This window comes from Marinomonas sp. (assembly GCF_039940335.1).
Classification (GTDB): domain Bacteria; phylum Pseudomonadota; class Gammaproteobacteria; order Pseudomonadales; family Marinomonadaceae; genus Marinomonas.
The window spans coordinates 107,784-130,532 of record NZ_JBDVGW010000012.1 but is presented as its reverse complement, the minus strand read 5'-3'; the positions used below and the strand labels follow the sequence as shown (position 1 = coordinate 130,532).

At 44.0% G+C, this 22,749-nt stretch carries 18 protein-coding genes; 15 read left to right on the top strand and 3 right to left on the bottom strand.

Translation table 11 applies throughout. The features are described 5' to 3' along the window. The first annotated feature begins 1 nt into the window (after position 1). From ABJF92_RS08040 to lhgO, 8 genes are all read left to right on the top strand, one after another. Entirely contained in the window at positions 2 to 706 is a 705-nt protein-coding gene (locus ABJF92_RS08040) for a succinate dehydrogenase iron-sulfur subunit (RefSeq protein WP_446815276.1), read from the top strand. Positions 707 to 1,077: 371 nt separating this feature from the next. After that, complete coding sequence (locus ABJF92_RS08035; protein ID WP_446815275.1) at positions 1,078 to 3,915, top strand: 2-oxoglutarate dehydrogenase E1 component; 2,838 nt, start codon at positions 1,078 to 1,080, stop codon at positions 3,913 to 3,915. A gap of 33 nt (positions 3,916 to 3,948) precedes the next feature. After that, complete coding sequence (gene odhB / locus ABJF92_RS08030) at positions 3,949 to 5,451, top strand: 2-oxoglutarate dehydrogenase complex dihydrolipoyllysine-residue succinyltransferase (protein ID WP_446815274.1); 1,503 nt, start codon at positions 3,949 to 3,951, stop codon at positions 5,449 to 5,451. Positions 5,452 to 5,555: 104 nt separating this feature from the next. Beyond that, positions 5,556 to 6,995 carry a dihydrolipoyl dehydrogenase gene (gene lpdA, locus ABJF92_RS08025; RefSeq protein WP_446815273.1) on the top strand — a complete coding sequence of 480 codons (1,440 nt, stop codon included), beginning with the start codon at positions 5,556 to 5,558 and terminating at the stop codon, positions 6,993 to 6,995. A 90-nt stretch (positions 6,996 to 7,085) separates the two neighbouring features. Then, positions 7,086 to 8,252 carry an ADP-forming succinate--CoA ligase subunit beta gene (gene sucC / locus ABJF92_RS08020; RefSeq protein WP_445976018.1) on the top strand — a complete coding sequence of 389 codons (1,167 nt, stop codon included), beginning with the start codon at positions 7,086 to 7,088 and terminating at the stop codon, positions 8,250 to 8,252. 2 nt (positions 8,253 to 8,254) lie between these two features. Beyond that, positions 8,255 to 9,127 (top strand): succinate--CoA ligase subunit alpha, encoded by an 873-nt coding sequence (gene sucD / locus ABJF92_RS08015; RefSeq protein WP_446815272.1) that lies wholly within the window; start codon positions 8,255 to 8,257, stop codon positions 9,125 to 9,127. Between the two features lie 94 nt (positions 9,128 to 9,221). Then, positions 9,222 to 9,416, top strand: coding sequence for a cysteine-rich CWC family protein (locus ABJF92_RS08010; protein WP_446815271.1), 195 nt, complete (start codon positions 9,222 to 9,224; stop codon positions 9,414 to 9,416). A gap of 65 nt (positions 9,417 to 9,481) precedes the next feature. After that, positions 9,482 to 10,693, top strand: a complete 1,212-nt coding sequence (lhgO, locus tag ABJF92_RS08005; protein WP_446815270.1) for an L-2-hydroxyglutarate oxidase — start codon at positions 9,482 to 9,484, stop codon at positions 10,691 to 10,693. Positions 10,694 to 10,779: 86 nt separating this feature from the next. Here the strand turns inward: lhgO and ABJF92_RS08000 are convergent, their stop codons facing one another. Further along, positions 10,780 to 12,933: a TonB-dependent siderophore receptor gene (locus ABJF92_RS08000; protein WP_446815269.1), complete on the bottom strand. Its 2,154-nt coding sequence runs from the start codon at positions 12,931 to 12,933 to the stop codon at positions 10,780 to 10,782. 231 nt (positions 12,934 to 13,164) lie between these two features. On the opposite strand from ABJF92_RS08000, the gene ABJF92_RS07995 reads away from it, so the two are divergent. Continuing rightward, on the top strand, positions 13,165 to 14,040 hold the full coding sequence (locus ABJF92_RS07995) for a helix-turn-helix transcriptional regulator (RefSeq protein WP_446815268.1): 876 nt from the start codon (positions 13,165 to 13,167) through the stop codon (positions 14,038 to 14,040). Positions 14,041 to 14,063: 23 nt separating this feature from the next. Here the strand turns inward: ABJF92_RS07995 and ABJF92_RS07990 are convergent, their stop codons facing one another. Next, positions 14,064 to 14,549, bottom strand: coding sequence for a MarR family winged helix-turn-helix transcriptional regulator (locus ABJF92_RS07990; protein ID WP_446815267.1), 486 nt, complete (start codon positions 14,547 to 14,549; stop codon positions 14,064 to 14,066). A 139-nt stretch (positions 14,550 to 14,688) separates the two neighbouring features. On the opposite strand from ABJF92_RS07990, the gene ABJF92_RS07985 reads away from it, so the two are divergent. The 5 genes from ABJF92_RS07985 to ABJF92_RS07965 all read left to right on the top strand — a co-directional run bounded on the left by ABJF92_RS07985 (position 14,689) and on the right by ABJF92_RS07965 (position 20,497). After that, the gene (locus ABJF92_RS07985; RefSeq protein ID WP_446815266.1) at positions 14,689 to 15,540 is read left to right on the top strand and encodes an EamA family transporter; all 852 of its coding nucleotides are present in this window, start codon (positions 14,689 to 14,691) and stop codon (positions 15,538 to 15,540) included. Positions 15,541 to 15,673: 133 nt separating this feature from the next. After that, positions 15,674 to 16,270: a DJ-1/PfpI family protein gene (locus ABJF92_RS07980; RefSeq protein ID WP_446815265.1), complete on the top strand. Its 597-nt coding sequence runs from the start codon at positions 15,674 to 15,676 to the stop codon at positions 16,268 to 16,270. 21 nt (positions 16,271 to 16,291) lie between these two features. After that, on the top strand, positions 16,292 to 17,236 hold the full coding sequence (locus ABJF92_RS07975; protein ID WP_446815264.1) for a D-2-hydroxyacid dehydrogenase family protein: 945 nt from the start codon (positions 16,292 to 16,294) through the stop codon (positions 17,234 to 17,236). Positions 17,237 to 17,348: 112 nt separating this feature from the next. Next, positions 17,349 to 18,110: a diguanylate cyclase gene (locus ABJF92_RS07970; RefSeq protein ID WP_446815263.1), complete on the top strand. Its 762-nt coding sequence runs from the start codon at positions 17,349 to 17,351 to the stop codon at positions 18,108 to 18,110. A 92-nt stretch (positions 18,111 to 18,202) separates the two neighbouring features. Beyond that, complete coding sequence (locus tag ABJF92_RS07965) at positions 18,203 to 20,497, top strand: EAL domain-containing protein (RefSeq protein WP_446815262.1); 2,295 nt, start codon at positions 18,203 to 18,205, stop codon at positions 20,495 to 20,497. A 44-nt stretch (positions 20,498 to 20,541) separates the two neighbouring features. Here the strand turns inward: ABJF92_RS07965 and ABJF92_RS07960 are convergent, their stop codons facing one another. Next, positions 20,542 to 20,958, bottom strand: a complete 417-nt coding sequence (locus tag ABJF92_RS07960) for an RbsD/FucU family protein (protein WP_446815261.1) — start codon at positions 20,956 to 20,958, stop codon at positions 20,542 to 20,544. A 534-nt stretch (positions 20,959 to 21,492) separates the two neighbouring features. On the opposite strand from ABJF92_RS07960, the gene ABJF92_RS07955 reads away from it, so the two are divergent. Beyond that, a complete protein-coding gene (locus ABJF92_RS07955; RefSeq protein ID WP_446815260.1) occupies positions 21,493 to 22,746 on the top strand; it encodes a sarcosine oxidase subunit beta family protein in 1,254 nt (417 codons plus the stop codon). Positions 22,747 to 22,749 lie beyond the last annotated feature (3 nt).

Here is a 22,749-nt window from a genome sequence, read left to right as displayed (position 1 = left end):
TATGTTAGTTAGTATTTATCGTTACAATCCAGAGGTGGACGACGCGCCATACATGCAGGATTATCAAATTGATCTTCCTGCTGGCAAAGACCTGATGGTGTTGGATGTTCTAAACTTGCTTAAAGCTCAGGACTCTACTATTTCTTACCGTCGTTCATGCCGTGAAGGTGTGTGTGGTTCCGATGGTATGAATATGTCTGGTAAAAACGGCTTGGCTTGTATTACGCCAGTGTCAGAAGCTTTGAAGAATGGCAAATTGATTTTGCGCCCACTGCCAGGCTTGCCTGTTGTTCGTGACCTAGTTGTCGATATGGGCCAATTCTACAAGCAGTACGAGAAAATTCGTCCGTACTTGATCAATGATACGCCAGCGCCTGCGATTGAGCGCTTGCAAAGTCCTGAAGAGCGTGAAAAGCTTGACGGATTGTATGAATGTATCTTGTGTGCTTGTTGTTCAACCGCTTGTCCTTCTTTCTGGTGGAACCCAGATAAATTCGTTGGACCATCTGGTTTGTTGCAAGCGTACCGTTTCTTGGCTGATAGCCGTGACAACGCAACGCAAGAACGTTTGAGCGAATTAGACGATCCTTTCAGTGTGTTCCGTTGCCACGGTATCATGAACTGTGTCAATGTTTGTCCTAAAGGGCTGAACCCGACGAAAGCGATTGGTAGTATTCGTACTATGTTGTTACAAAGAGCAACCTAATGCTCAGTGTGGCTAACGTTATTATTTATTAGTCACAAAAAAATGGCGGTTTGAGCTTTTTCAATACCGCCTTTTTTGCATTTTTCCTTTTTTGATAGTAGGAAATGCAATACAAAGAATTTAAAATTCGACCTTTGCGAGCATGGATGTACTTAGAGAAATTGCTGGTTCTGATTTAAGGAAATAGAGTGCTTTATGTTTTATGGAGTGCTTTCAGTAATTTGGTATTAAACGCAACAGGGCGAAGTGGTAGCAAGTAAATAAAAAAATCGAGGCTTTAACAGCCTTACGGGCCTGATCTTTCAATCGGTGAAAATTTTGGTTGATACCGGGGACTCCGGTAGCTGGCTCGAACATAAGGGTGATCGAGAATGCACGAAAGTTTAATGGAGTTGCTATGGAGCACTTCTCACTTTTCCGGTGGAAACTTGGAATATGTAGAGGGGATGTTTGAAAGCTACCTAGTCGATCCGAACTCTGTATCGGAAGAGTGGCGTAAATGTTTTGACCAATTGCCACGCGTAAGCGAAGCGCAATCAACAGATCTACCTCATTCCGTAATCCAAGAGCAGTTTTTGCAAATTGGTAAGAACAAGTTCCGTGCTATGCCTGCATCTTCAGGTCCAGCGGTAAGTTCTGATCATGAGCAGAAGCAAATTAGTGTTTTACAATTGATTGATGCTTACCGCGTTCGTGGTCATCAACATTCTTCACTAGACCCGCTAGGATTACAGAAGCGAGAAAAAGTCGCAGATCTAGACATCAGTTATCATCAGTTAACCGGTGCTGACATGGATACCAGCTTTAATACAGCTGCTTTGTTCTTCAACAAAGAAACCATGAAGCTAAGTGAGCTGATTGCAGAACTTGAAAAAACGTATTGCAGCAGCATAGGTTATGAGTTCATGCACATTGTTGATACTCAGGAAAAAGCCTGGCTTCAGCAACGAGTCGAATCCGTTCGCTCACATCCAGAATTCTCCAAAGAAACACGTCAAAACCTACTTGAGCGTTTAACCGCTGCTGAAGGCCTAGAGAAATACCTAGCGAGCCGTTACCCAGGTGCTAAGCGTTTTGGTCTTGAAGGTGCTGAAAGCTTAATCCCTATGGTGAATGAACTTATCCAACGATCTGGCGCATTAGGCGCGAAAGAAGTTGTGATTGGCATGGCTCACCGTGGTCGTTTGAACGTTTTGGTTAATACCTTAGGTAAAAACCCGAAAGACTTGTTCGACGAGTTTGAAGGCAAGAAGCTTGTTAACACCTCTGGTGATGTTAAATATCACCAAGGTTTCTCTTCAAATGTGATGACAGCCGGTGGCGAAGTTCACATTGCGTTGGCGTTTAATCCGTCTCACTTGGAAATTGTATCGCCAGTGGTCGAAGGCTCTGTACGAGCTCGTCAAGACCGCCGTGAAGACACAACAGGTAAGACTGTTGTCCCTATCTCTATTCACGGTGATGCCGCTTTTGCTGGTCAAGGTGTTGTGATGGAGACATTCCAGATGTCTCAAACTCGCGCCTACCGCACCGGTGGTACGGTTCATATCGTTATTAACAACCAGGTTGGTTTTACGACTAACCGTCAAGAAGATTCGCGTTCTACTGAATACGCAACTGATGTTGCTAAGATGATTCAAGCGCCGATTTTCCACGTTAATGGTGATGACCCAGAAGCTGTGTTGTTTGTGACTCAGTTAGCCCTCGACTACCGTTATGAGTTCGGTCGTGATGTGGTTATCGACATGGTGTGTTACCGCCGTCGTGGACACAACGAGACAGATGAGCCATCTGGTACTCAGCCATTGATGTACAGCATCATTAGTAAACTTAAGACTACTCGTACCTTATACTCAGATCGTTTGATTGCCCAAGGCATCGTTGATCAAGGTGTGTCAGATCAAATGGTTAATGAAAACCGTGAAGATCTTGATAACGGCCGTCACGTTGCTAAGAGTTTGGTGCTTGAGTCTCAAACGGGTTCGTTCGTCGACTGGAAACCTTATCTAGGTGTTGAGTGGACGGATGCCGGAGATACCAGCTATTCATTAGCTGATCTTCAGGAAGTTGCTAAGAAATTGACACATGTACCAGATGGTATTGTAGTACAGCGTCAGGTAGCTAAAATCTACCAAGACCGTGATAAAATGACCGCTGGAGCATTACCGCTCAACTGGGGTTATGCGGAAACGTTAGCTTTTGCGACTCTACTTGAGCAAGGCTACCCAATTCGTATTACAGGTCAGGATTCTGGTCGTGGTACTTTCTCACATCGTCATGCGGTTATTCATAACCAAAAAGACGGTAGTGCATACGTACCGTTGAAAAACTTGTCAGCTGATCAACCTACCCTTGATTTATATGACTCTTACCTTTCTGAAGAAGCGGTATTGGCGTTTGAATATGGTTATTCAACCACTTCACCAAAAGGTCTGGTGATCTGGGAAGCGCAATTTGGTGATTTCGCCAATGGTGCCCAAGTGGTAATTGACCAATTTATTACTAGTGGTGAGCATAAGTGGGGCCGTCTATGTGGTCTGACTATGTTGTTGCCACATGGTTACGAAGGTCAAGGCCCTGAGCATTCTTCAGCTCGTTTAGAGCGCTTTATGCAATTGTGTGCGGAATACAATATTCAAGTTTGTGTTCCAACAACACCGTCGCAAATCTTCCACATCATCCGTCGTCAAGCGATTCGTCCAATGCGTCGTCCGCTGATTATCATGTCACCTAAGAGTTTGTTGCGTCACAAGCAAGCAACATCCACATTAGAAGACTTGGCGGAAGGAAGCTTTAAGACGGTATTGCCTGAAGCGAATGAATCCGTTACGGCTGACAAAGTGAAACGAGTTGTACTTTGTAGCGGTAAGGTTTATTACGACTTGATCAACCGTCGTGAAGCGCTACAGAAAGATGATGTTGCAGTGATTCGTTTGGAGCAATTGTACCCGTTCCCATATGCTGATTTAGAAGCAGTGTTGGCGCCGTACAAAAATGTTGAAAACTTGGTTTGGTGTCAAGAAGAACCGAAAAACCAAGGTGCTTGGCATGCCAACCGTCACCGTATGAACCGAGTATTGGAAGAACTTTACCCAACGCTGAAAATTCGTTTTGCAGGTCGAATTTCGTCTGCAGCACCAGCGGCGGGTTATATGTCCATCCATGTTGAAGAACAAGAAGCACTGGTCAACGACGCACTAGTTGGTTAGTACCATAGCCTGTCAGAGAGATAAGGGTATAAAATGAGCATTGAAATTAAAGCACCTACTTTTCCAGAATCTGTAGCCGACGGAACCGTTGCTACTTGGTATAAGCAGCCAGGCGAAGCCTGTGCACGTGACGAGCATATTGTCGATATTGAGACAGACAAAGTTGTCTTAGAAGTTGTTGCCCCTGCAGACGGTGTATTAGAAACCGTTCTTAAAGCAGAAGGTGATATCGTCCTGAGCGATGAAGTTCTAGCAACATTCGTTTCTGGTGCAGCGGCTGCCGCAGCACCTGCAGCGGAAGCGGCTCCTGCTGCGGCTCCTGCAGCAGCGTCTGAATCTGTACAGATCAAAGCGCCAACTTTCCCTGAGTCTGTAGCAGACGGTACTGTTGCTGCATGGCACAAACAGCCAGGTGAAGCTTGTTCACGCGATGAGCACATCGTTGATATCGAAACCGATAAAGTCGTACTAGAAGTGGTTGCTCCGGCTGATGGCGTAATTGGCGACATCATCAAAGGCGAAGGCGAAACCGTATTGAGCGACGAAGTTCTAGCGAACTTCCTAGTAGGCGCATCTGGCGCAGCGGCGGCTCCAGCGGCAGCAGCATCTGCGGCGGCTCCAGCGGAAGCAGACGAAGATGGCGTTGCAGGTCCAGCGGCTCGTAAAGCATTGGCTGAAGCGGGTCTAAGCGCAGCACAAGTTAAAGGCACAGGTAAAGGCGGTCGTATCACTAAAGAAGACGTAGATGCAGCGGTGAAAGCTAAACCTGCAGCAGCGCCAGCACCAGCGAAAGCGGCAGCCCCTGCTGCTATGCCAGCATTGGGCGCAGATGGTCGTATCGAAAAACGTGTTCCTATGACTCGTCTACGTGCCACCATTGCTAAACGTTTGGTTGAAGCACAACAAACGGCAGCCATGTTAACGACTTACAACGAAGTTAATATGGGTCCTGTCATGGAGATCCGTAAGAAGTACAAAGATCAATTCATGAAAACCCACAACGGCACTAAGCTTGGTTTCATGTCTTTCTTTGTAAAAGCTGCGACAGAAGCGTTGAAACGCTTCCCAGCGGTTAACGCTTCAATCGATGGCAACGACATGGTTTACCATGGTTACCAAGATATCGGTGTAGCCGTTTCTACAGACCGTGGTTTGATGGTACCTGTATTGCGCAACACTGAAGCGATGGGTCTTGCTGACATTGAATCCACTATCATGGACTTCGCTCTACGTGGTCGTGACGGTAAGTTGGGCATGGATGACATGCAAGGTGGTACTTTCACCATTACTAATGGTGGTACTTTCGGCTCTCTAATGTCGACACCTATTATCAATCCACCACAAACCGCTATCTTGGGCATGCACAAAATCCAAGAGCGTCCAATGGCCGTTAATGGTCAAGTGGTTATTCAACCTATGATGTACCTAGCCTTGTCTTACGATCACCGTATGATCGATGGTAAAGAAGCGGTACAATTCTTGGTAACGATTAAAGAATTGTTGGAAGACCCACACCGTCTGTTGCTTGATATCTAAGCACTTGAAAATTGAGTATTCATACCCACTTTATAGTATGAATTGATTCTGTAGCGGCGCTCATAAAGCGCTGCTCGGTTTGACTGAAATAAATGGAACCTCTTATGTCTGATAAATTTGATGTTGTTGTAATCGGTGGCGGCCCTGGTGGCTATGTTGCTGCAATTCGTGCTGCTCAGCTGGGGCTGAAAACAGCATGTATCGAAAAATGGTTAGACAAAGATAACAAGGCTCGTTTAGGCGGTACTTGTTTGAATGTTGGTTGTATCCCATCAAAAGCTTTGTTGGATTCTTCACACAAATACCACGACGCTAAAGAAGCATACGGCGTACACGGTATTTCTGTGGGTGAAGTCGCTATGGATGTAAATGCCATGGTTGATCGCAAAGACAAGATCGTTGATCAACTAACCAGCGGTATTACGGGTTTGTTTAAAGCAAATGGCGTAACAAGCTTTGAAGGCTTTGGTAAAGTTCTGGCCAACAAAAAAGTTGAATTCACCGCTCATGACGGCACAGTAACGGTTATAGAAGCTGAAAACGTGATCTTGGCGACAGGTTCTATTCCTGTAAACATTCCGCCTGCACCACGTACTGGCGACATCATCGTTGATAACGAAGGTGCCCTAGATTTCCGTGAAGTGCCTAAACGTCTTGGTGTAATTGGTGCTGGTGTTATCGGTCTTGAATTAGGTTCTGTTTGGGCTCGTTTAGGCTCAGAAGTTGTTGTGCTTGAAGCACAAGATTCTTTCCTAAGTGTTTGTGACCAAGATCTAGCTAAAGAAGCGGCGAAAATCTTCAAGAAGCAGCATCTTGATGTGCGTTTAGGCGCTCGTGTAACGGGTAGCCAAATCAACGGTGAAGAAGTTGAAGTGACTTACCTTGATGCTAAAGGTGAAGAACAGAAGCAAACATTCGACAAACTTATTGTTGCAGTTGGCCGTAAGCCATTCACTCAAGGTTGTTTCTCTGACGATTCTGGCGTTAAGCTTGACGAGCGTGGTTTCGTTTTCGTTGATGAGCAATGCCGAACTTCTGTACCAGGTGTTTTCGCGATCGGTGATATCGTTCGTGGTCCAATGCTTGCGCACAAAGCGTCTGAAGAAGGCGTCATGGTAGCGGACATCATCGCTGGTCATAAAGCACAAATGAACTACGACTGCATTCCTTCTGTTATTTACACCCACCCAGAGCTTGCTTGGGTTGGTAAAAACGAGCAGGAACTTAAAGCGGAAGGCGTTAAATACAAAGTGGGTAAATTCCCATTTGCTGCGTCTGGCCGTGCTATGGCAGCTAACGATACAGATGGTTTTGTTAAGATCATTGCTTGTGAAGAGACTGACCGTATTCTAGGTTGTCACATCATTGGTGGTCATGCAGCCGATCTGATCGCACAAGCGGTTATTGCAATGGAATTTGGTTCTACAGCAGAAGACATTGCTTTGACTGTATTTGCTCACCCAACAGTAAGTGAAGCAGTACACGAAGCAGCGTTAGCAGTAGATAGCCATGCTATCCATATTGCAAACCGTAAAAAGCGTTAATAGAAATTTAGATTTGCCGGCTTAAAGCCGGCAATTTCTGTCTTAACAGGCAGAGCTTATGTCAATCATTAAGATGAGCGGAAGAATCAAATGAACCTACATGAATATCAGGCTAAACAGCTTTTTGCTGAATACGGCCTGCCAGTATCTACAGGGTACGCAGTAGACACGCCTGAAGCGGCGGTGGAAGCAGCGAAAAAAATTGGTGGTGACAAGTGGGTTGTTAAAGCTCAGGTTCACGCAGGTGGTCGCGGTAAAGCGGGCGGTGTGAAACTTGTTGATTCTTATGAAGAAGTTTCTGCATTTGCAGCAAACTGGTTAGGTAAGAACTTGGTTACTTACCAAACAGACGAAAATGGTCAGCCAGTTGCTAAGATCCTAGTTGAATCTTGCACAGACATCGACAACGAATTGTACCTAGGTGCCGTTGTTGACCGTTCTACTCGCAAAGTTGTTTTCATGGCGTCTACTGAAGGCGGTGTTGAAATCGAGAAAGTTGCAGAAGAAACGCCTGAACTAATCCACAAAGCGATCATCGATCCTCTAGTGGGTGCACAGCCTTACCAAGCTCGTGAAATGGCATTTAAAATGGGTCTTAACCCAGCTCAAATCAAGCAGTTCACTAAGATCTTCCTTGGTTTGTCTCAAATGTTCCACGACTACGATTTCGCCCTTCTAGAAATCAACCCATTGGTTATCACTGATGAAGGTAACCTTCACTGTCTAGACGGCAAGATCAACATCGACAGCAACGCTGTATACCGTCAGAAGAAAATGCAAGAGTTCCATGATCCATCTCAAGAAGATGAGCGTGAAGCACATGCTGCACAGTGGGAACTTAACTACGTAGCACTAGATGGTAACGTAGGTTGCATGGTAAACGGTGCCGGTCTAGCAATGGGTACAATGGACATCGTTAACATCCATGGTGGTAAGCCTGCTAACTTCCTAGACGTAGGTGGTGGTGCAACCAAAGAACGTGTTGCTGAAGCATTCAAAATCATCCTATCTGATGACAATGTTAAAGCCGTATTGGTTAACATCTTCGGTGGTATCGTTCGTTGTGACATGATCGCAGAAGGTATTATCGGTGCCGTTGAGCAAGTAGGTGTTAACGTACCTGTTGTTGTTCGTCTTGAAGGTACAAATGCTGAACTAGGTCGTGAAGTTCTTGCGAAATCTGACCTAGATATTATTGCTGCAGCAAGCTTGAAAGACGCCGCTGAGCAAGTTGTTAAAGCTGCGGAGGGCAAATAATAATGTCTGTCTTAATTAACAAAGATACTAAAGTAATCTGTCAGGGTTTCACTGGTGGCCAAGGTACGTTCCACTCTGAGCAAGCAATTGCCTACGGAACAAAAATGGTTGGTGGTGTAACACCTGGTAAAGGTGGTCAAACTCACCTAGGTCTTCCTGTATTCAATACAGTGAAAGAAGCTGTAGAGCAAACAGGCGCTGAAGCATCTGTAATCTACGTTCCTGCGCCTTTCGTTAAAGACTCTATCCTAGAAGCTGCGAATGCTGGTATCAAACTTATCGTTTGTATCACTGAAGGTGTTCCAACGCTAGACATGCTTGACTGTAAAGTTGCATGTGACGCACTTGACGTTCGTCTAATCGGTCCTAACTGCCCAGGTGTTATCACACCAGGTGAATGTAAGATCGGTATCATGCCAGGTCACATCCATATGCCAGGTAAAGTAGGTATCGTATCTCGTTCAGGTACTTTGACTTATGAAGCCGTTAAGCAGACGACTGACGCTGGTTTCGGCCAATCTACTTGTGTTGGTATTGGTGGTGACCCAATCCCAGGTACTAACTTCATCGACGTATTGGAAATGTTCCAAAACGATCCACAGACTGAAGCGATTGTTATGATCGGTGAAATCGGTGGTACGGCTGAAGAAGAAGCAGCTGCTTACATCAAAGCAAACGTTACTAAGCCTGTTGTCTCTTACATTGCGGGTGTTACGGCTCCTGCTGGTAAGCGTATGGGTCACGCTGGTGCGATCATTTCTGGTGGTAAAGGTACAGCTGATGAGAAATTTGCAGCACTAGAAGACGCAGGTGTTAAAACTGTACGTTCTTTGGCTGACATCGGTGTAGGCCTTAAAGAAATCACTGGCTGGTAAGTTGTTTGAAATAAACGCTTATTGATAGCTAATAAAATCCCTGCTTCGGCAGGGATTTTTTTTGCTTAATACTAATCGCGTAAGGAAAACATCAGTGCAATGTCCATTTTGTTCGCAAGATAATCAATGTTCGGTAGTAGGGCAGTGTTGGTGTTTCCAGCAAGAGATACCTGCCTCTTTGTTAGCCTTGTTACCACCAGAGTTGCAAGACCAGCGTTGCGTGTGTCAGTCTTGTGTGCAAGCGTATTTAACTGATGCGATGGGGTTTATAAAAAACTTTGCACGCTAACCCGAGCAGAGGCTAATTTCCTTAACGAATGTTTCATCATGATAATAAGGTCAGAGTGACGTTATATGCCAAAATCCTTTCATTATGATATTGCCATCATTGGCGCCGGCATCGTAGGTTTGTCTACCGCATGGCAATTAATCCAGCAATATCCAGACTATCGTATTTTACTTATCGAAAAAGAAAGCGATGTGGGTCTCCATCAAACGGGTCATAACTCCGGTGTGATTCATGCGGGTGTGTACTATGCCCCAGGCAGTTTGAAAGCGGATTTTTGCCAACGAGGTGCCGCCGCGACGAAAGCATTTTGTCAACAGCATAAGATCAAGTTTGACCAATGCGGTAAATTGTTAGTCGCCACGAACGACAAAGAGGTAGAGCGCATGCAGGCGCTTTATCTGCGTTGCCAGCAAAATAATCTAGAGGTTGAGCAGTTAGACCAACCAGCGTTAAAACAGCGTGAACCGAATGTGAAAGGGCTTGGTGCTTTATTTGTTCCCTCTACCGGCATCGTCAATTATCAGCACATTTGTAAAAAGTTGGCAGAGTTGTTTGTCGAGGCAGGCGGTGAACTTTGGTTAGACAGCAAGGTGATTGATCTTTCTGAAAGTCATGAGCAAGTCATCATCAAGTTGAACAATGATGTGGTGTGCGCCCGTTATTTAGTAAGTTGTAGTGGCTTAATGGCGGACCGTTTAACTAATATGTTAGAGATCGACACCGACTTCCAAATTATTCCATTTCGGGGGGAGTATTATAAATTACCCGCCAAACACAATACGCTAGTAAACCATCTTATCTATCCGATTCCAGACCCAGACTTACCTTTTTTAGGGGTGCACCTGACACGCATGATAGACGGCTCGGTGACAGTGGGGCCAAACGCAGTACAAGGATGGAAGCGGGAAGGCTATGGGCGTATTAATATTAGTCTAAGAGATATTCTCGATATGATTCGCTTTCCAGGCTTCTGGAAGTTGATTGCTCAGCATTGGCGTACAGGTGTAATCGAAACCAAAAACTCTTGGTATAAGCCCGGCTACCTTGCGCAGGTAAGAAAATATTGTGATCTGGTCGAGCTTGAGGATTTAGAAGATTACCCAGCGGGCATTCGTGCTCAAGCGGTTATGAAAGACGGTAGCCTAGTGCACGACTTTTTATTCGCTCAATCCCCTCGCACCTTACATGTGTGTAACGCACCATCCCCAGCGGCGACCAGTGCGTTTCCGATTGGTGAACATATCATTCAAAAACTGCAACAGCAGATGTCTGCTTAATGTCTTAACTAAAAAAAGGGAGCTGATTGCTCAGCTCCCTAATACTACTTGCTTCTACTTAATTGCTTGTAGAAAGGGGAATTAATTTAGAAAGTGTAAGTAGCATTCGCCATAAAGTTGCGAGATGGCCCGTAGAAGTTAAAGTTACCTGTTCCGCCAACACGCTCATAGTAATTTTCATCTAACAAGTTGTTAATGTTAAGCGACACTTTTAGGTTCTCATTTAATTGTTTACTAATTAAGGTGTCCACGACAGTGTATCCAGGTGCTTTAACGGACCCAGAACTTGTTTCAAAACTACCAACTGCCGTTAAACCAGCGCCAATTGTCAGTTCGTTAAGGATACTGTTTGAGGACTCACCAAAGTTGTATTTCGCCCAAGCATTGACAGAATGCTCTGGCATCAGAGCGAAAGTTTTGCTGCCACTCCCTTCAAGTACTTCAGTATCTAGGTAGGAGTAGCCAATTAAGGCGTCCCATTGGCCTAGTTGACCCGCAAGTTCAGCCTCGAAACCACGGACACGATATTCACCAGTGTTTTCGTAGAAGCTTTCACCATCAATTTGTTCTGAGCGATTTTTATCTGTTAACTGAAAGACTGTGACGCGACTGTTAAGTAAGCCATTAGCATAACTACCTTTTACACCAAGTTCATACTGTTCACCTTCACGGGGGTCAATAAAGTCGCCATTTTCATCTGTACTAGTTTGTGGTTTAAACACTTCAGAATAACTACCATAAAGTGCTTGAGACTCTGTTAAGTCATAAACAAAGCCACCATAAGGCGTGACGTGAGAACCACTACCTGAGTCTGTGCCACTTTCAATGCCGTAGTTACTGACACGAGCCCCCGTGATAAGCGCTAGGTCCGCAATTGGTCGGAAGGTCACCTTACCATAAACGGCTTGTTCATCTTCTGCAGATGTCGAGGTAGATGAACCTGTGTAATCGAAAAGACTCTTGGTTAGTAGAGAAGAATCAAAATTGTAAATACTGTAACTTTCAGTTCCTAAGTAGTTGTAAGAATCTGTCGTAGTACTAGAGTCTTCTCTCTTGAAGTCTGCACCAACGACGAATTCACTCACATTTCCCATGGTCTCGAAAGGCTGGCTATAGCTTGCATCAAATGCAAAGGCTGTCTCTTCAAATTGACCTACATAGCTTGAGAATGCATCTACTTCATTATTTGCATCAACTGAACCACTGGTATAAGCATAGTTGTAATCAGAGGATCTCTCTGAATAACGTGCCGCAATACGGCCACGACCACCGTTATCAAATTGACGTGTCAAATCAACGAATAAATCGGTACTTTCATTGTTAAACTCGTTCCAATCAGCACCAAAAAATGTTGATCGATCAATATCTAGCAAGGTTCCATCTGCATAGGTTGGCACACCGTTATTAGGTGTTATTGATTTAGATTGAGATAAGATCCCCAGTGATAGTTCTGTATCTTCATCTAAATCAATATCAAGTGTTCCATAGACACTTTCGTTGGTGTTGTCGTTACCATCTTTTTGGCTGGAAGCGTCATTATTAGAGTAAACCAATCTGCCACGAACGCTGCCATCTTCATTAAGTGGACCGGATGTATCCACTTCAGAATTGTATCTTCCCCAGCTACCTGTGCCTGCAGAAATAGAGGTTTGTGAATCTTCGGTGGCGCGTTTACGCTTAAGGTTTAGAATGCCTCCTAGCTCACTTGTACTACTAAATAGACCAGAAGGACCACGCATGATTTCTATGCTATCGAAGGCAGATAATGAAGGTAGTGTACCTGAACGGCTGCTGATCGGAGCAGAGAGGCCATCAATCAATACATCATCGTATTCATAACCCCGAGCAAAGATGGATGAACGTCCGCTGTCGTTAGATAGGGTGGTTAGACCTGGAGTCTTTTTCGAAATATCGTCTAGATAGACAAAGCCACGGTCTTCAATGTAGTCATTTGTTAAGACAGTGACAGATTGAGGGATGTCTTGTAGTGCTGAAGGGGTTTTGGTACCAACGGTTGCCGCTTCAACATTGTAGCCGGTTAATTCTTCACTAGATGAAGCGTCATATAAAGCGTTTCCTTCCACTGTTAGGGTTGGCAAGGCCGTGCTTGTCTCGATTTCCGCTGCAAGCAACGTCTTTGGGAAGGGAATCAATGCCAAAGCAAGGGTTGCGAAGGTTGCTGGTTTGGATATCTTGCGCATTGCAAGGCGTGTTGGTTTCACTTCTATACTACTTTTCATCTAGTTGACCTTTGTTATTACAGCTCGAATGTGAAAATTTCACAAAAACGTATATGCGGTTAATAATGCAAAAGATAATCAATTGCATTTGTGTTTTTCGGAGCTTATTATTCCATACATCGAAATGCTTTTGTTTATGCTATTCGATCAACTTTTTATGCAAATGATGCACGAAAGCATACTTCTAGGAAGAATTGGCTTTTTTAAGCATCCAAATGTACGGTTTAAACGATGAGCAATGTAAAGATTCATAACAGTCAAGATCGATTACAAGGAAGCGTGATTACGGAAACTTTACCCTCCGGCATGACCTTTCATATGGTGGATGCCAAAGCCGTCTCCGACTTTAGTTTTGAAGAAGAACTAAAACCTAACTTTAAGATTGCCATAATGTTTTCCAGCACCATGGATATGCGTTTTGGTGAGCAAAGAGCAAAGTTAGTGAGTCGTAATCATCATGCCAAGTTGATGAACTTCAAAGAGCCAGAATTGTGTAGCATGAAGGTAAGAAAAGGAGAGCAGCGTACTGCCTTGTACTTATCTGTGACACCTGATTGGTTTGAAAAAAATGACATCGCCAGCAGGCCAGTTCAGCAGGAAATCAACAAGCATTTTTCTCTTGAAGATTGGGCCTTGCCAGATATGTATTGGCAACAAGCAGAGAGTATATTGAAATATAATCGAGACGATTTTAACTGCTCTATGGCGCGTCAAGGATTTGCGATGTCACTTATGTCGACCTGGGTAGATATGGTCAGCCAGACCCGTCCAACGCGCATGAGAGTTAGTGATAAAAGAACCAGTCAATTCGAAGAACTCATGCGCAGTAATGACGTTCTTTATATGGACTTTGACACCATCAGTGACGAGTTAGGCATGAGTACGGCGACGTTACAGCGCTATTCAAAAGATGTGTTGAATATGAGCTTGTCCCAGTTCTTGCGAGTACGTCGTTTAGACGCGGCTAGAAAGGCCCTTCGATACGATGGTGCATCCATCATCGAAGCTGCGTTTATTGCTGGCTACAATCATCCCAGTAACTTTGCTACGGCTTTTAAACGCCACTTTGGTGTATCTCCAGCCGACCATCATTTAATCTTTGCTTAAGTTTTCTTATAAAGCGATTAAGCCTACTCCTTCTCGTGATGGCTCAACCATTTCGCTAGAATTTGAGCCAGTTGCGATTGCTCCTCCAAACTAAGGCTCTGCAGTAAATCCCGTTCATTGTTTACATGTTGCGTAACAATTGAGTCAATATTCTCTCGCCCGGTTTGAGTCAGCTCGATGGTGCAACTTCTTCTGTCTGACGGGCTAGGTTCCCTCTTGATCCAACCCTTATTCACTAGGTGCTCTAGGCGAGTGGACATGGCGCCTGAAGAGAGCATGGTGTCTTGATAAAGCTGTGTTGGCGTGAGTGGTCCATTGGATCGTCTTAGGGTCGCTAAGATATCAAACTCAATACGGGACAAATCAAAGCTGTGGATCAATGACTCAATGGCTGGCGCAAGGAACTTACTCATACGTTCAATACGGCCAATGACGCCCATGGGGGAACAATCTAGATCCGGACGGTGGTTTACCCATTGCTCTAAAATTCTTGAAACATGATCTGACACAAAACTTCCTTTTCAATATTTTGGTGAATTTATCTTTTCAAAAAGATACTTCGATTTGGCTTTGCGTTACAATATCTTTTCAAAAAGATTCTTTCAAGAAAGAATGATTCACGTATGGTCTCTGAAGGTAGCGTAATAAATGTTTTGGTTAGCAATGATAGTTCCGATTTTATGGGGTAGTACGTATGCTGCCATCGCCTTATACCTGCAAGATATGTCACCTTATTGGCTAGCGGTATGGCGAGCCTTGCCTGCTGGCTTATTGCTTTTATTATTGGTACGTCGCAAGCCCAACTTGGCTTTTCCTAAGCTGATGCAGTTAGCGGTGATGAATATCGCCATCTTCTTTGTTTTGTTGTTGGTGGCAGCGTATCGTTTGCCTGGAGCAGTAGTGGGAACATTAGGAGCGACTTTGCCCTTGCAGATCATTGTTATTCAGTGGCTTTTTTCTGGCAAAACGCCCAATAAAAAGGCCGCAATCAGTGCTTTGTTAGGATTGTTAGGCGTTGTCATTCTGCTCAATCCAAATGCGGATGTAGATTTCATAGGGGTTGGTGCCGCTTTGTTTGCCACGCTAATGGTCGCGATCTCAAGTTTAAACATGCAAAAGTGGGTGATTTCCAATGTGGCTGGCGTTGCCGCATGGCAATTGATTATAGGTGGTCTGCTACTGGTACCAGCCGTATGGATAATTGATGGGCCTCCAAGCCTGCCTACAGTGCAAATGTTACCAGGCTTAATATGGATCGTTGTATTAAACACAGCACTGGCTTATTGGCTTTTTATCAAGGCTATTCGTAGTCTTGGGGCGGCGACTTTTGGCTTGATCTCATTATTAAACCCAGTGACGGCTGTCATACTCGGTATATTTTTGGTAGGAGAAGGGATCGATTTTTACCAAACTATTGGCATTTTAATCATTCTGTTCTCTCTGTTTACACAGCAAGTCCGTTTTTCACAGATTCGTAAATGGTTCCCAGCAAGACGATAATAGAAAAGTGCCACTAGTTTAATTTTTCCTTCATACTTGCTACGTTATGTAATGATATGTCTTTCTGCTTGTGTTTTATGTAATGAGTGGGCATAAATAGAGTCTAGCACAGTAAAGGATGGGGAGGGCTAAGATGAAGGTGGCCATATTAACGTTTGACGGCTTCAATGAGTTGGACTCTTTTATTGCTGCGGGCATACTGAATCGTATGAAAAATACAGGCTGGGATGTTCAAATTACCAGTCCAACACCACGTGTTACCTCAATGAATGGCGTCGAAATTACCGCTCAACAACCTTTAGAGTTTGCGAATCATGCTGAGATAGTATTGGTAGGGAGTGGCATTTACACCAGAGACATTGCTGAAGATACCTCGATCTTAAACCAGCTGACCCTAGACCCAACTAAACAATTCATCGGTGCCCAATGTTCTGGCGCACTTATCTTATCTGCCCTAGGGCTCCTTAAAAACCTACCAGCCTGCACAGACCTCACCACCAAACCTTGGCTACAAGCCCACTCTGTAGAGGTTCTGGAACAAGCTTTTTATGCCAAAGGTAATATTGCCACCGCTGGTGGATGTTTAGCCTCTGTGTATTTAGCGACCTGGGTATTAAGTAAAGCCGTAGGGCAAGAGGCGACAAAGTCGGCACTGCATTATGTGGCTCCTGTAGGAGAGAAAGCGACTACCGTTGACCATTGTCTTGCTGTCGTATCGCCTTATTTGTAACCCTATTAGAAGGAACATCATTTGAAAATCGCCATCTTAGATGATTACCAAGATGAAGTCAGAAAATTAGACTGCTTTTCTCTATTGGCTGGTCATGAAGTCCAAGTATTTAATCAAACTTATTCAGAAGCTGAACTTATTTCTAAGTTGGCAGAGATTGAAGGTTTGGTATTGATCCGTGAGCGGACCGTTATCAGTGAAAACTTACTGGCGCAGTTACCTAATCTTAAAGTCATCAGTCAAACTGGAAAGGTCAGTAATCATATTGATGTCGCTCTATGCGACAAATATCAGGTCAAAGTGCTAGAAGGCAGAGGTTCCCCTATTGCGCCGGCAGAATTGTGCTGGGCGCTTATGATGTCAGCTTATCGGCATATCCCAACCTACGTGGAAAATTTGCGTCAGGGCCAGTGGCAACAAAGTGGTTCATTAGGTTTAGGTCGAACACTGAATGGAAAAACCCTAGGTATCTGGGGCTATGGCAAAATTGGCCAGCGCATGGCCCAGTTTGCTAAAACCTTTGGGATGCAGGTACTTGTATGGGGGCGAGAGCCATCCAGAGAGCTTGCTTTATCTCATGGCTTTATGTGTGCTGAAACGAAGCAAGCCTTTTTCGAAAACGCTGATATCGTGTCTTTGCATTTGCGTTTAAATGAGGCCACTAAACATTGTGTTAGCGCTGAAGATTTAGCCATCATGAAGCCAGACGCTATGTTGGTGAATATCAGTAGGGCGGAATTAATCGAAGAGGGGGCATTGTTCGCTGATATGCAGGCGAATAGCAGCAAACAAGCCGTGGTGGATGTGTATGAACAGGAGCCAATTATAGCGGATAGTGAAGCACTTCTGTCATTAGACAATGTGCTCTGTTCTCCCCATCTTGGTTATGTGGAGCAGGGCAGTTATCAATTGTATTTCAAAATAGCGTTCGAGAATTTGATAACTTTTAATGAAGGAAACTCGTAAAACGTAACGTAAAAATAGTAAATGATCGATACATTCACCGCATGATGCACAGTGTAATTTTCAAAGATGACAAAGGAGGGTACTGCTTGTTGAGGAACTCAACCAGTAGAGAATGATGTTTAGAAGTCTTGTTGTTAAATTTGGTCGAGTGAAGGTAACAAGTATTGTTACTGTGGTAACCATCTTTGCGTCGTTGGCGGTTACTTATGTAGCCAAAGGGCTGCTTGGGCTGCCAGTAAATTTGGATAACATTATTTTATCTATATTAAGCCCCGTTTTTATAACCCCGCCCATCAGTTGGATTTTTCTTGGGTTGACGCTAAAAATTCATAAGCTAGAAGAAGAGCAGCGTTATCTCGCCACCTATGACTCCTTAACCGGTCTTAGATCTCGGGGGGCTTTTTTCTCCAGTTATAGTGCCCTAGCAAAGCTTGTAGAACGCCAACAACAAAAGCTTTGTGTGGTGATAATAGATTTGGATAACTTCAAGAAAATTAATGATAAATATGGCCATGCCGCAGGAGATGAAACCTTAAAGGCTTTTTCCAGTATTTTAATACAGAATCTTCGAGCCAGTGATCTGGCCGGAAGAATTGGCGGAGAAGAGTTCGCTTTAGTGCTAGTGGATACAAATATCGATAATTGCATGCGCGTATTGGAAAATATTCGTCAACATTGTGAGTCGTGTGTGATTCGTCATTTAGATCATATTATTCATTTCACTATTAGTGTGGGGGTGACGATACCTGATGTTTCGGTGCCATTAGAAACCAGCGAGTTGTTACGTCAATCTGATGAGGCGTTGTATACGGCAAAAAGCACCGGCAAAAATCGCATTGTGAATTATCAAAAACAGCAAATGATTATGTCGTAGATAAGTTTGGGTGTTTATAAAGACTTGTCATTCAATCAACACGACATCGCGCATAGGTTGCATGATACGCAAAACATCTAAGGAATGCTTACATGGAAAATGTCACAGGCTATAACAAACGAACCATAGTCATAATTACTATGTTCGTTAGCGCAATTTGTAGCATAGGTTTGATCTTATTCGCTTATTTGACTGAACACCATAGTGTAGAAAACCTGCTTTTTGAAATTACCATTGTTTGGGTCACCTGTGGTGTATTGGCTGCTATTCTGCAGCGGTTGTTTGATCGAAATTTACTCATCATTGAGAATATCCTCAACTCAAACAACGACGCAATTATTGTCAAAGACTACGACAGTAAATTTGTTTTTTGTAATGTCTCTGCTGCCGAGCTTTATGAAACTGATCCAAAAAACATGGTGGGTAAAGATGACTATTACTTTACAAAGAATAAAGAGCAATCAGATTTCTTTTTAAAAAATACCCAAGAGATCATCGACAACTTTGAGGAAGCGACCGTTTATGAGTCTTTTGCAGATAAAATAAGTGGTCAAGTGAGCCATTACTCGTCTCTAAAAGTCCCTTTTAAAGACGTGAATGGCGAATTGAAAATAATCGTTTTTGCCAGGGACATTACAGATATTACTCAGTTGAAAGAGAGCTCTGAAAAAAATAAACAGCGCTTAGCGCAAATACTGGAGGTATCTGAGGAAGGCCTTTGGGAATGGAATACACAAACCAACCAAGTGGCTCATAACCCACAATGGGAAGCCATTATGGGGATAGAGTCTAGCCAGAACACCTTTGCAGAGTTTCTAGAATGTGTCCTTCCAGAAGACCGTCATAAAGTCGATGAAGCGCTTCATCAGTTGGCAGGCAATAACACCCCTTACAACATTGAATTCCGTATAAAAAAACCCAATGGCAACATCATCTGGGTATGGGACAGAGGCAGCGTTGCGGAATACGATGAGCATGGTGCTCCCGTGTGGCTGGTCGGTATCGTGTTGGACATTACCGAGCAAAAAGCCAACCAAATACAAGTTGAGCGACTGGCCTATTATGATCCTCTAACGGGGCTTAATAACCGTGCGCAGCTTGAAAAAATGATAAGCAAAACCATCACGGAAAAAGCCAAGAATCCATCTTATAGCGCTATTTTGTTCTTAGACTTAGACCGGTTTAAGCTGCTAAATGATAGCTATGGACACCAGATGGGGGATCAGCTGTTACAAAAAATGGCGGTGAGATTGTCTGATGAAATTTCCGGTGAGCACTTTTTAGGACGCTTTGGTGGTGATGAATTCATCATTATTTGTCCAGATATTGCAGGGGATGAAGAGAGTGTATTAACAAAAGCTGCAGACTACGCTAACCGTTTAGTTGGCTCCATTAGCAAAACCTTTACTCTTAACAATGGTCATCATGACGAAGACATTGAGTACGATATTGCGATCAGTGTTGGCGGTATTATCTTTAATACTCCCGATGTGGAAATGGGCTATTTATTGCAACTAGCGGATATTGCTATGTATCGAGCAAAAATAGCAGGTGGTCAGCAAAGCAAGATCTACACCCTTGATAGCCAGAGTGATCTCACTCACTCCAGCCAACTTATTCGTGACATGCGATATGCTATTCAGCAGCAAGACTTCCAAATGTATTTACAGCCAAAAGTGGATGGTAACGGACAGGTGATTGGTTCCGAAGCTCTAGTGCGCTGGATGCATCGAGAGCGAGGCATGCTTGTGCCTGGTGTCTTTATTGATCAAGCAGAAGAAAGTAATTTGATCATTAAAATTGGTCAGCAAGTACTGGAGCTGGCTTGCCAAAAGCTCAATCAATGGCAGCAAGATGATAGCACGAAAGATTTAACGATCTCCGTGAACCTAAGTGCGAAGCAGCTTTGGCAAAGCCATTTTGTAGAGCAGTTTGTTGAAACCCTTGATGCATATAACATCAATCATAATAAACTGATCATTGAAGTCACCGAGTCAGTACTGATCCAAGACATTAAAGATGCCACAGAGAAACTCATTAAACTTAAAAACAGCGGTGTGAGTATTTCCTTGGATGATTTCGGTACAGGCTACTCTTCCTTAAACTATCTTCATCGTTTACCGATTGATGAAATCAAGATAGATCGATCTTTTGTGCAAGACAGCACCCAAGACACACAAACTGAGCTAATGGTGAAATCAATTATTGATTTGGCAAATAATTTCGATTTGAGTGTAGTGGCCGAAGGGGTGGAAACGGTGGCGCAATTTGAATTGCTAAAAAGTCTAGGAGTGGATGTGTACCAAGGCTTTTTGTTTGCCAAACCTATGTGTGAAAAGGTTTTTGCAGAGTTTATTGATCATCAAGATGGTAGTTTAAAACACTAGCCCGCAGGGTGAAAATTTTACCTTGCAGGCCCGTGAAAACGAAGTTACTTAACGACACCAACGGTTAATAGGATATTAGCAAAACGACGTTGTTCGCCTGTCGCAATGACCAGCAGGGTGTCATCACTTCTTACCGCAGAATAAAAGGCACCACGTTCCACATAGTCAATGGGTGCCACCTCGGGCAACATGGCTTTGTATTCTTTAATAATAGTGTTCTCAAAGTCATCAGGGCAAGACATCATCAAAGCGCTTTCAATGTTCAGCATTTCACACACCCCTTCCATAACTTGCGTTCCGCTCAACATGCCAGCCGTGAAATTTAAGTAAATGATATTGGCGTTAGCAGGTGAATTAGTGACACAAGAGTAGTTACCATCAGCAATTAGAATCTGACTTTTATGGCCACATTTTGCTAAACAACTTAACAACTCAGGGTGAATGATTTTACTCTTGATCATGAAACTTCCTTATGAATTTATTATGTGTCGGTCATCAATTGTTCGATTTACTCAAACTAGATAATAACAGCTTGTCCTTCCTTGATGCGTATATTTATGTCGTAAAGAAAAACAAAAAAGTCGAACTTTCTTTTTAAGGAAAGCTCGGCTCGCCGTCACCTAAAGGTTTATTTGTCTCTCAATATGGCACGAATTCGATTTTTGAATAAGCCATGGGCCTCATCAAACGTCGCGGGTGACTTAAAGTTTGCTCGGCTCACCTTCTCTTCTGAATAGCGATGTTTCACACATTTACTGCTCTTTTTCTATTTCTATTAATCACTCTAAAGCAGACTTTAGAGGTCGCTATTTTACCTCTGTCGTTAATTGTCATTCGCTGGACGTTCTTAAGCATAAGAGGGTAAAACATTGTCTTTATTATCAGTTCAAACGCATACATGGTGAGGGTTTTAGACTGACTAATACTTCGCTATATCTATTCATTACAGCAGGACACTCTGTCGAGCTGGTTGGTTTTGTAAGGGAGCTGATCTAATGCAGCATTATTCAGGCTTTGGGTTGTTAAAACATAGTCTTAGCCATCATGAAAACTGGCAGCGTGTGTGGCGTAATCCAACACCCAAGAAGAAATACGACGTCATTATTATTGGCGGTGGTGGTCATGGCTTAGCAACAGCCTACTACTTGGCAAAAGAGCACGGCATTACCAATGTCGCGGTATTAGAAAAAGGTCACCTAGGGGGAGGGAATGCTTGTCGTAATACGACGATTGTTCGCTCAAATTACCTTTGGGATGAGTCTGCAGCGTTATATGAGCATTCAATGCAGCTATGGGAAGGTTTAGCGCAAGAGCTGAATTATAACGTCATGTTTTCTCAGCGCGGGGTTTACCACACATGCCATACGCTACAGGACGTACGAACCAATGAACGCTTGGTGGCGGCTAATCGCTTGCAAGGTATCGACAATGAAATGGTCGATGCGGAGCAATTGCAAAAAGAGATCCCAACCTTAGATTGCTCTAAGAATGCTCGGTACCCCATTTTAGGCGCTTCTGTCCAACGCCGTGCCGGTAATGCTCGTCATGACGCGGTGGCATGGGGTTATGCTCGTGCGGCCGATGCGTTAGGTGTTGATCTTATTCAAAACTGTGAAGTGATCGATATGGAAATCAACGATGGCAAAGTGACTGGTGTAAAAACCAAGCAATATGGCCTACTTAAAGCCGATCGTGTGGGTTGTGTCGTCGCCGGGAACAGTGGCGTATTAGCCAAAATGGCCGGCTTTGAGTTACCAGTAGAGTCTCACCCTTTGCAAGCGCTGGTGTCGGAGCCAATTAAACCCTTTCTAGACACCGTTGTAATGTCGAACCACGTACACGGTTACATGAGTCAATCCGACAAAGGTGATTTGGTCATTGGTGCAGGTATTGATGGCTGGGTTGGCTATGGTCAGCGTGGTTCATACGGCATTATCGAGCATACGCTACAAGCGATTGTCGAAATGTTTCCTTGTACCAGTCGAGTTCGTATGAATCGTCAATGGGGCGGTATCGTTGATGCGTGTCCAGATGCCAGCCCGATTATTTCTGAAACACCCGTCAAAAACTTATTCTTTAATTGTGGTTGGGGGACTGGCGGATTTAAAGGCACACCAGGTTCTGGCAACTTGTTTGCGCACACGCTTGCGGATGGTAAACCGCATCCAATTGCCGAGCCTTTCTCCATGAAGCGCTTTTATACCGGTGCATTAATCGATGAACACGGTGCTGCCGGCGTCGCACACTAACAG

Bases quoted from the DNA above. Each gene is read 5' to 3' on its own strand.
- ABJF92_RS08000 (WP_446815269.1), bottom strand. From the start codon at position 12,933: ATGAAAAGTAGTATAGAAGTGAAACCAACACGCCTTGCAATGCGCAAG.
- lpdA (WP_446815273.1), top strand. From the start codon at position 5,556: ATGTCTGATAAATTTGATGTTGTTGTAATCGGTGGCGGCCCTGGTGGC.
- ABJF92_RS08035 (WP_446815275.1), top strand. From the start codon at position 1,078: ATGCACGAAAGTTTAATGGAGTTGCTATGGAGCACTTCTCACTTTTCC.
- ABJF92_RS07970 (WP_446815263.1), top strand. From the start codon at position 17,349: ATGATGTTTAGAAGTCTTGTTGTTAAATTTGGTCGAGTGAAGGTAACA.
- odhB (WP_446815274.1), top strand. From the start codon at position 3,949: ATGAGCATTGAAATTAAAGCACCTACTTTTCCAGAATCTGTAGCCGAC.
- ABJF92_RS07980 (WP_446815265.1), top strand. From the start codon at position 15,674: ATGAAGGTGGCCATATTAACGTTTGACGGCTTCAATGAGTTGGACTCT.
- ABJF92_RS07995 (WP_446815268.1), top strand. From the start codon at position 13,165: ATGAGCAATGTAAAGATTCATAACAGTCAAGATCGATTACAAGGAAGC.
- sucD (WP_446815272.1), top strand. From the start codon at position 8,255: ATGTCTGTCTTAATTAACAAAGATACTAAAGTAATCTGTCAGGGTTTC.
- ABJF92_RS07965 (WP_446815262.1), top strand. From the start codon at position 18,203: ATGGAAAATGTCACAGGCTATAACAAACGAACCATAGTCATAATTACT.
- ABJF92_RS08040 (WP_446815276.1), top strand. From the start codon at position 2: ATGTTAGTTAGTATTTATCGTTACAATCCAGAGGTGGACGACGCGCCA.
- ABJF92_RS07955 (WP_446815260.1), top strand. From the start codon at position 21,493: ATGCAGCATTATTCAGGCTTTGGGTTGTTAAAACATAGTCTTAGCCAT.
- ABJF92_RS07985 (WP_446815266.1), top strand. From the start codon at position 14,689: ATGTTTTGGTTAGCAATGATAGTTCCGATTTTATGGGGTAGTACGTAT.
- lhgO (WP_446815270.1), top strand. From the start codon at position 9,482: ATGCCAAAATCCTTTCATTATGATATTGCCATCATTGGCGCCGGCATC.
- sucC (WP_445976018.1), top strand. From the start codon at position 7,086: ATGAACCTACATGAATATCAGGCTAAACAGCTTTTTGCTGAATACGGC.
- ABJF92_RS07960 (WP_446815261.1), bottom strand. From the start codon at position 20,958: ATGATCAAGAGTAAAATCATTCACCCTGAGTTGTTAAGTTGTTTAGCA.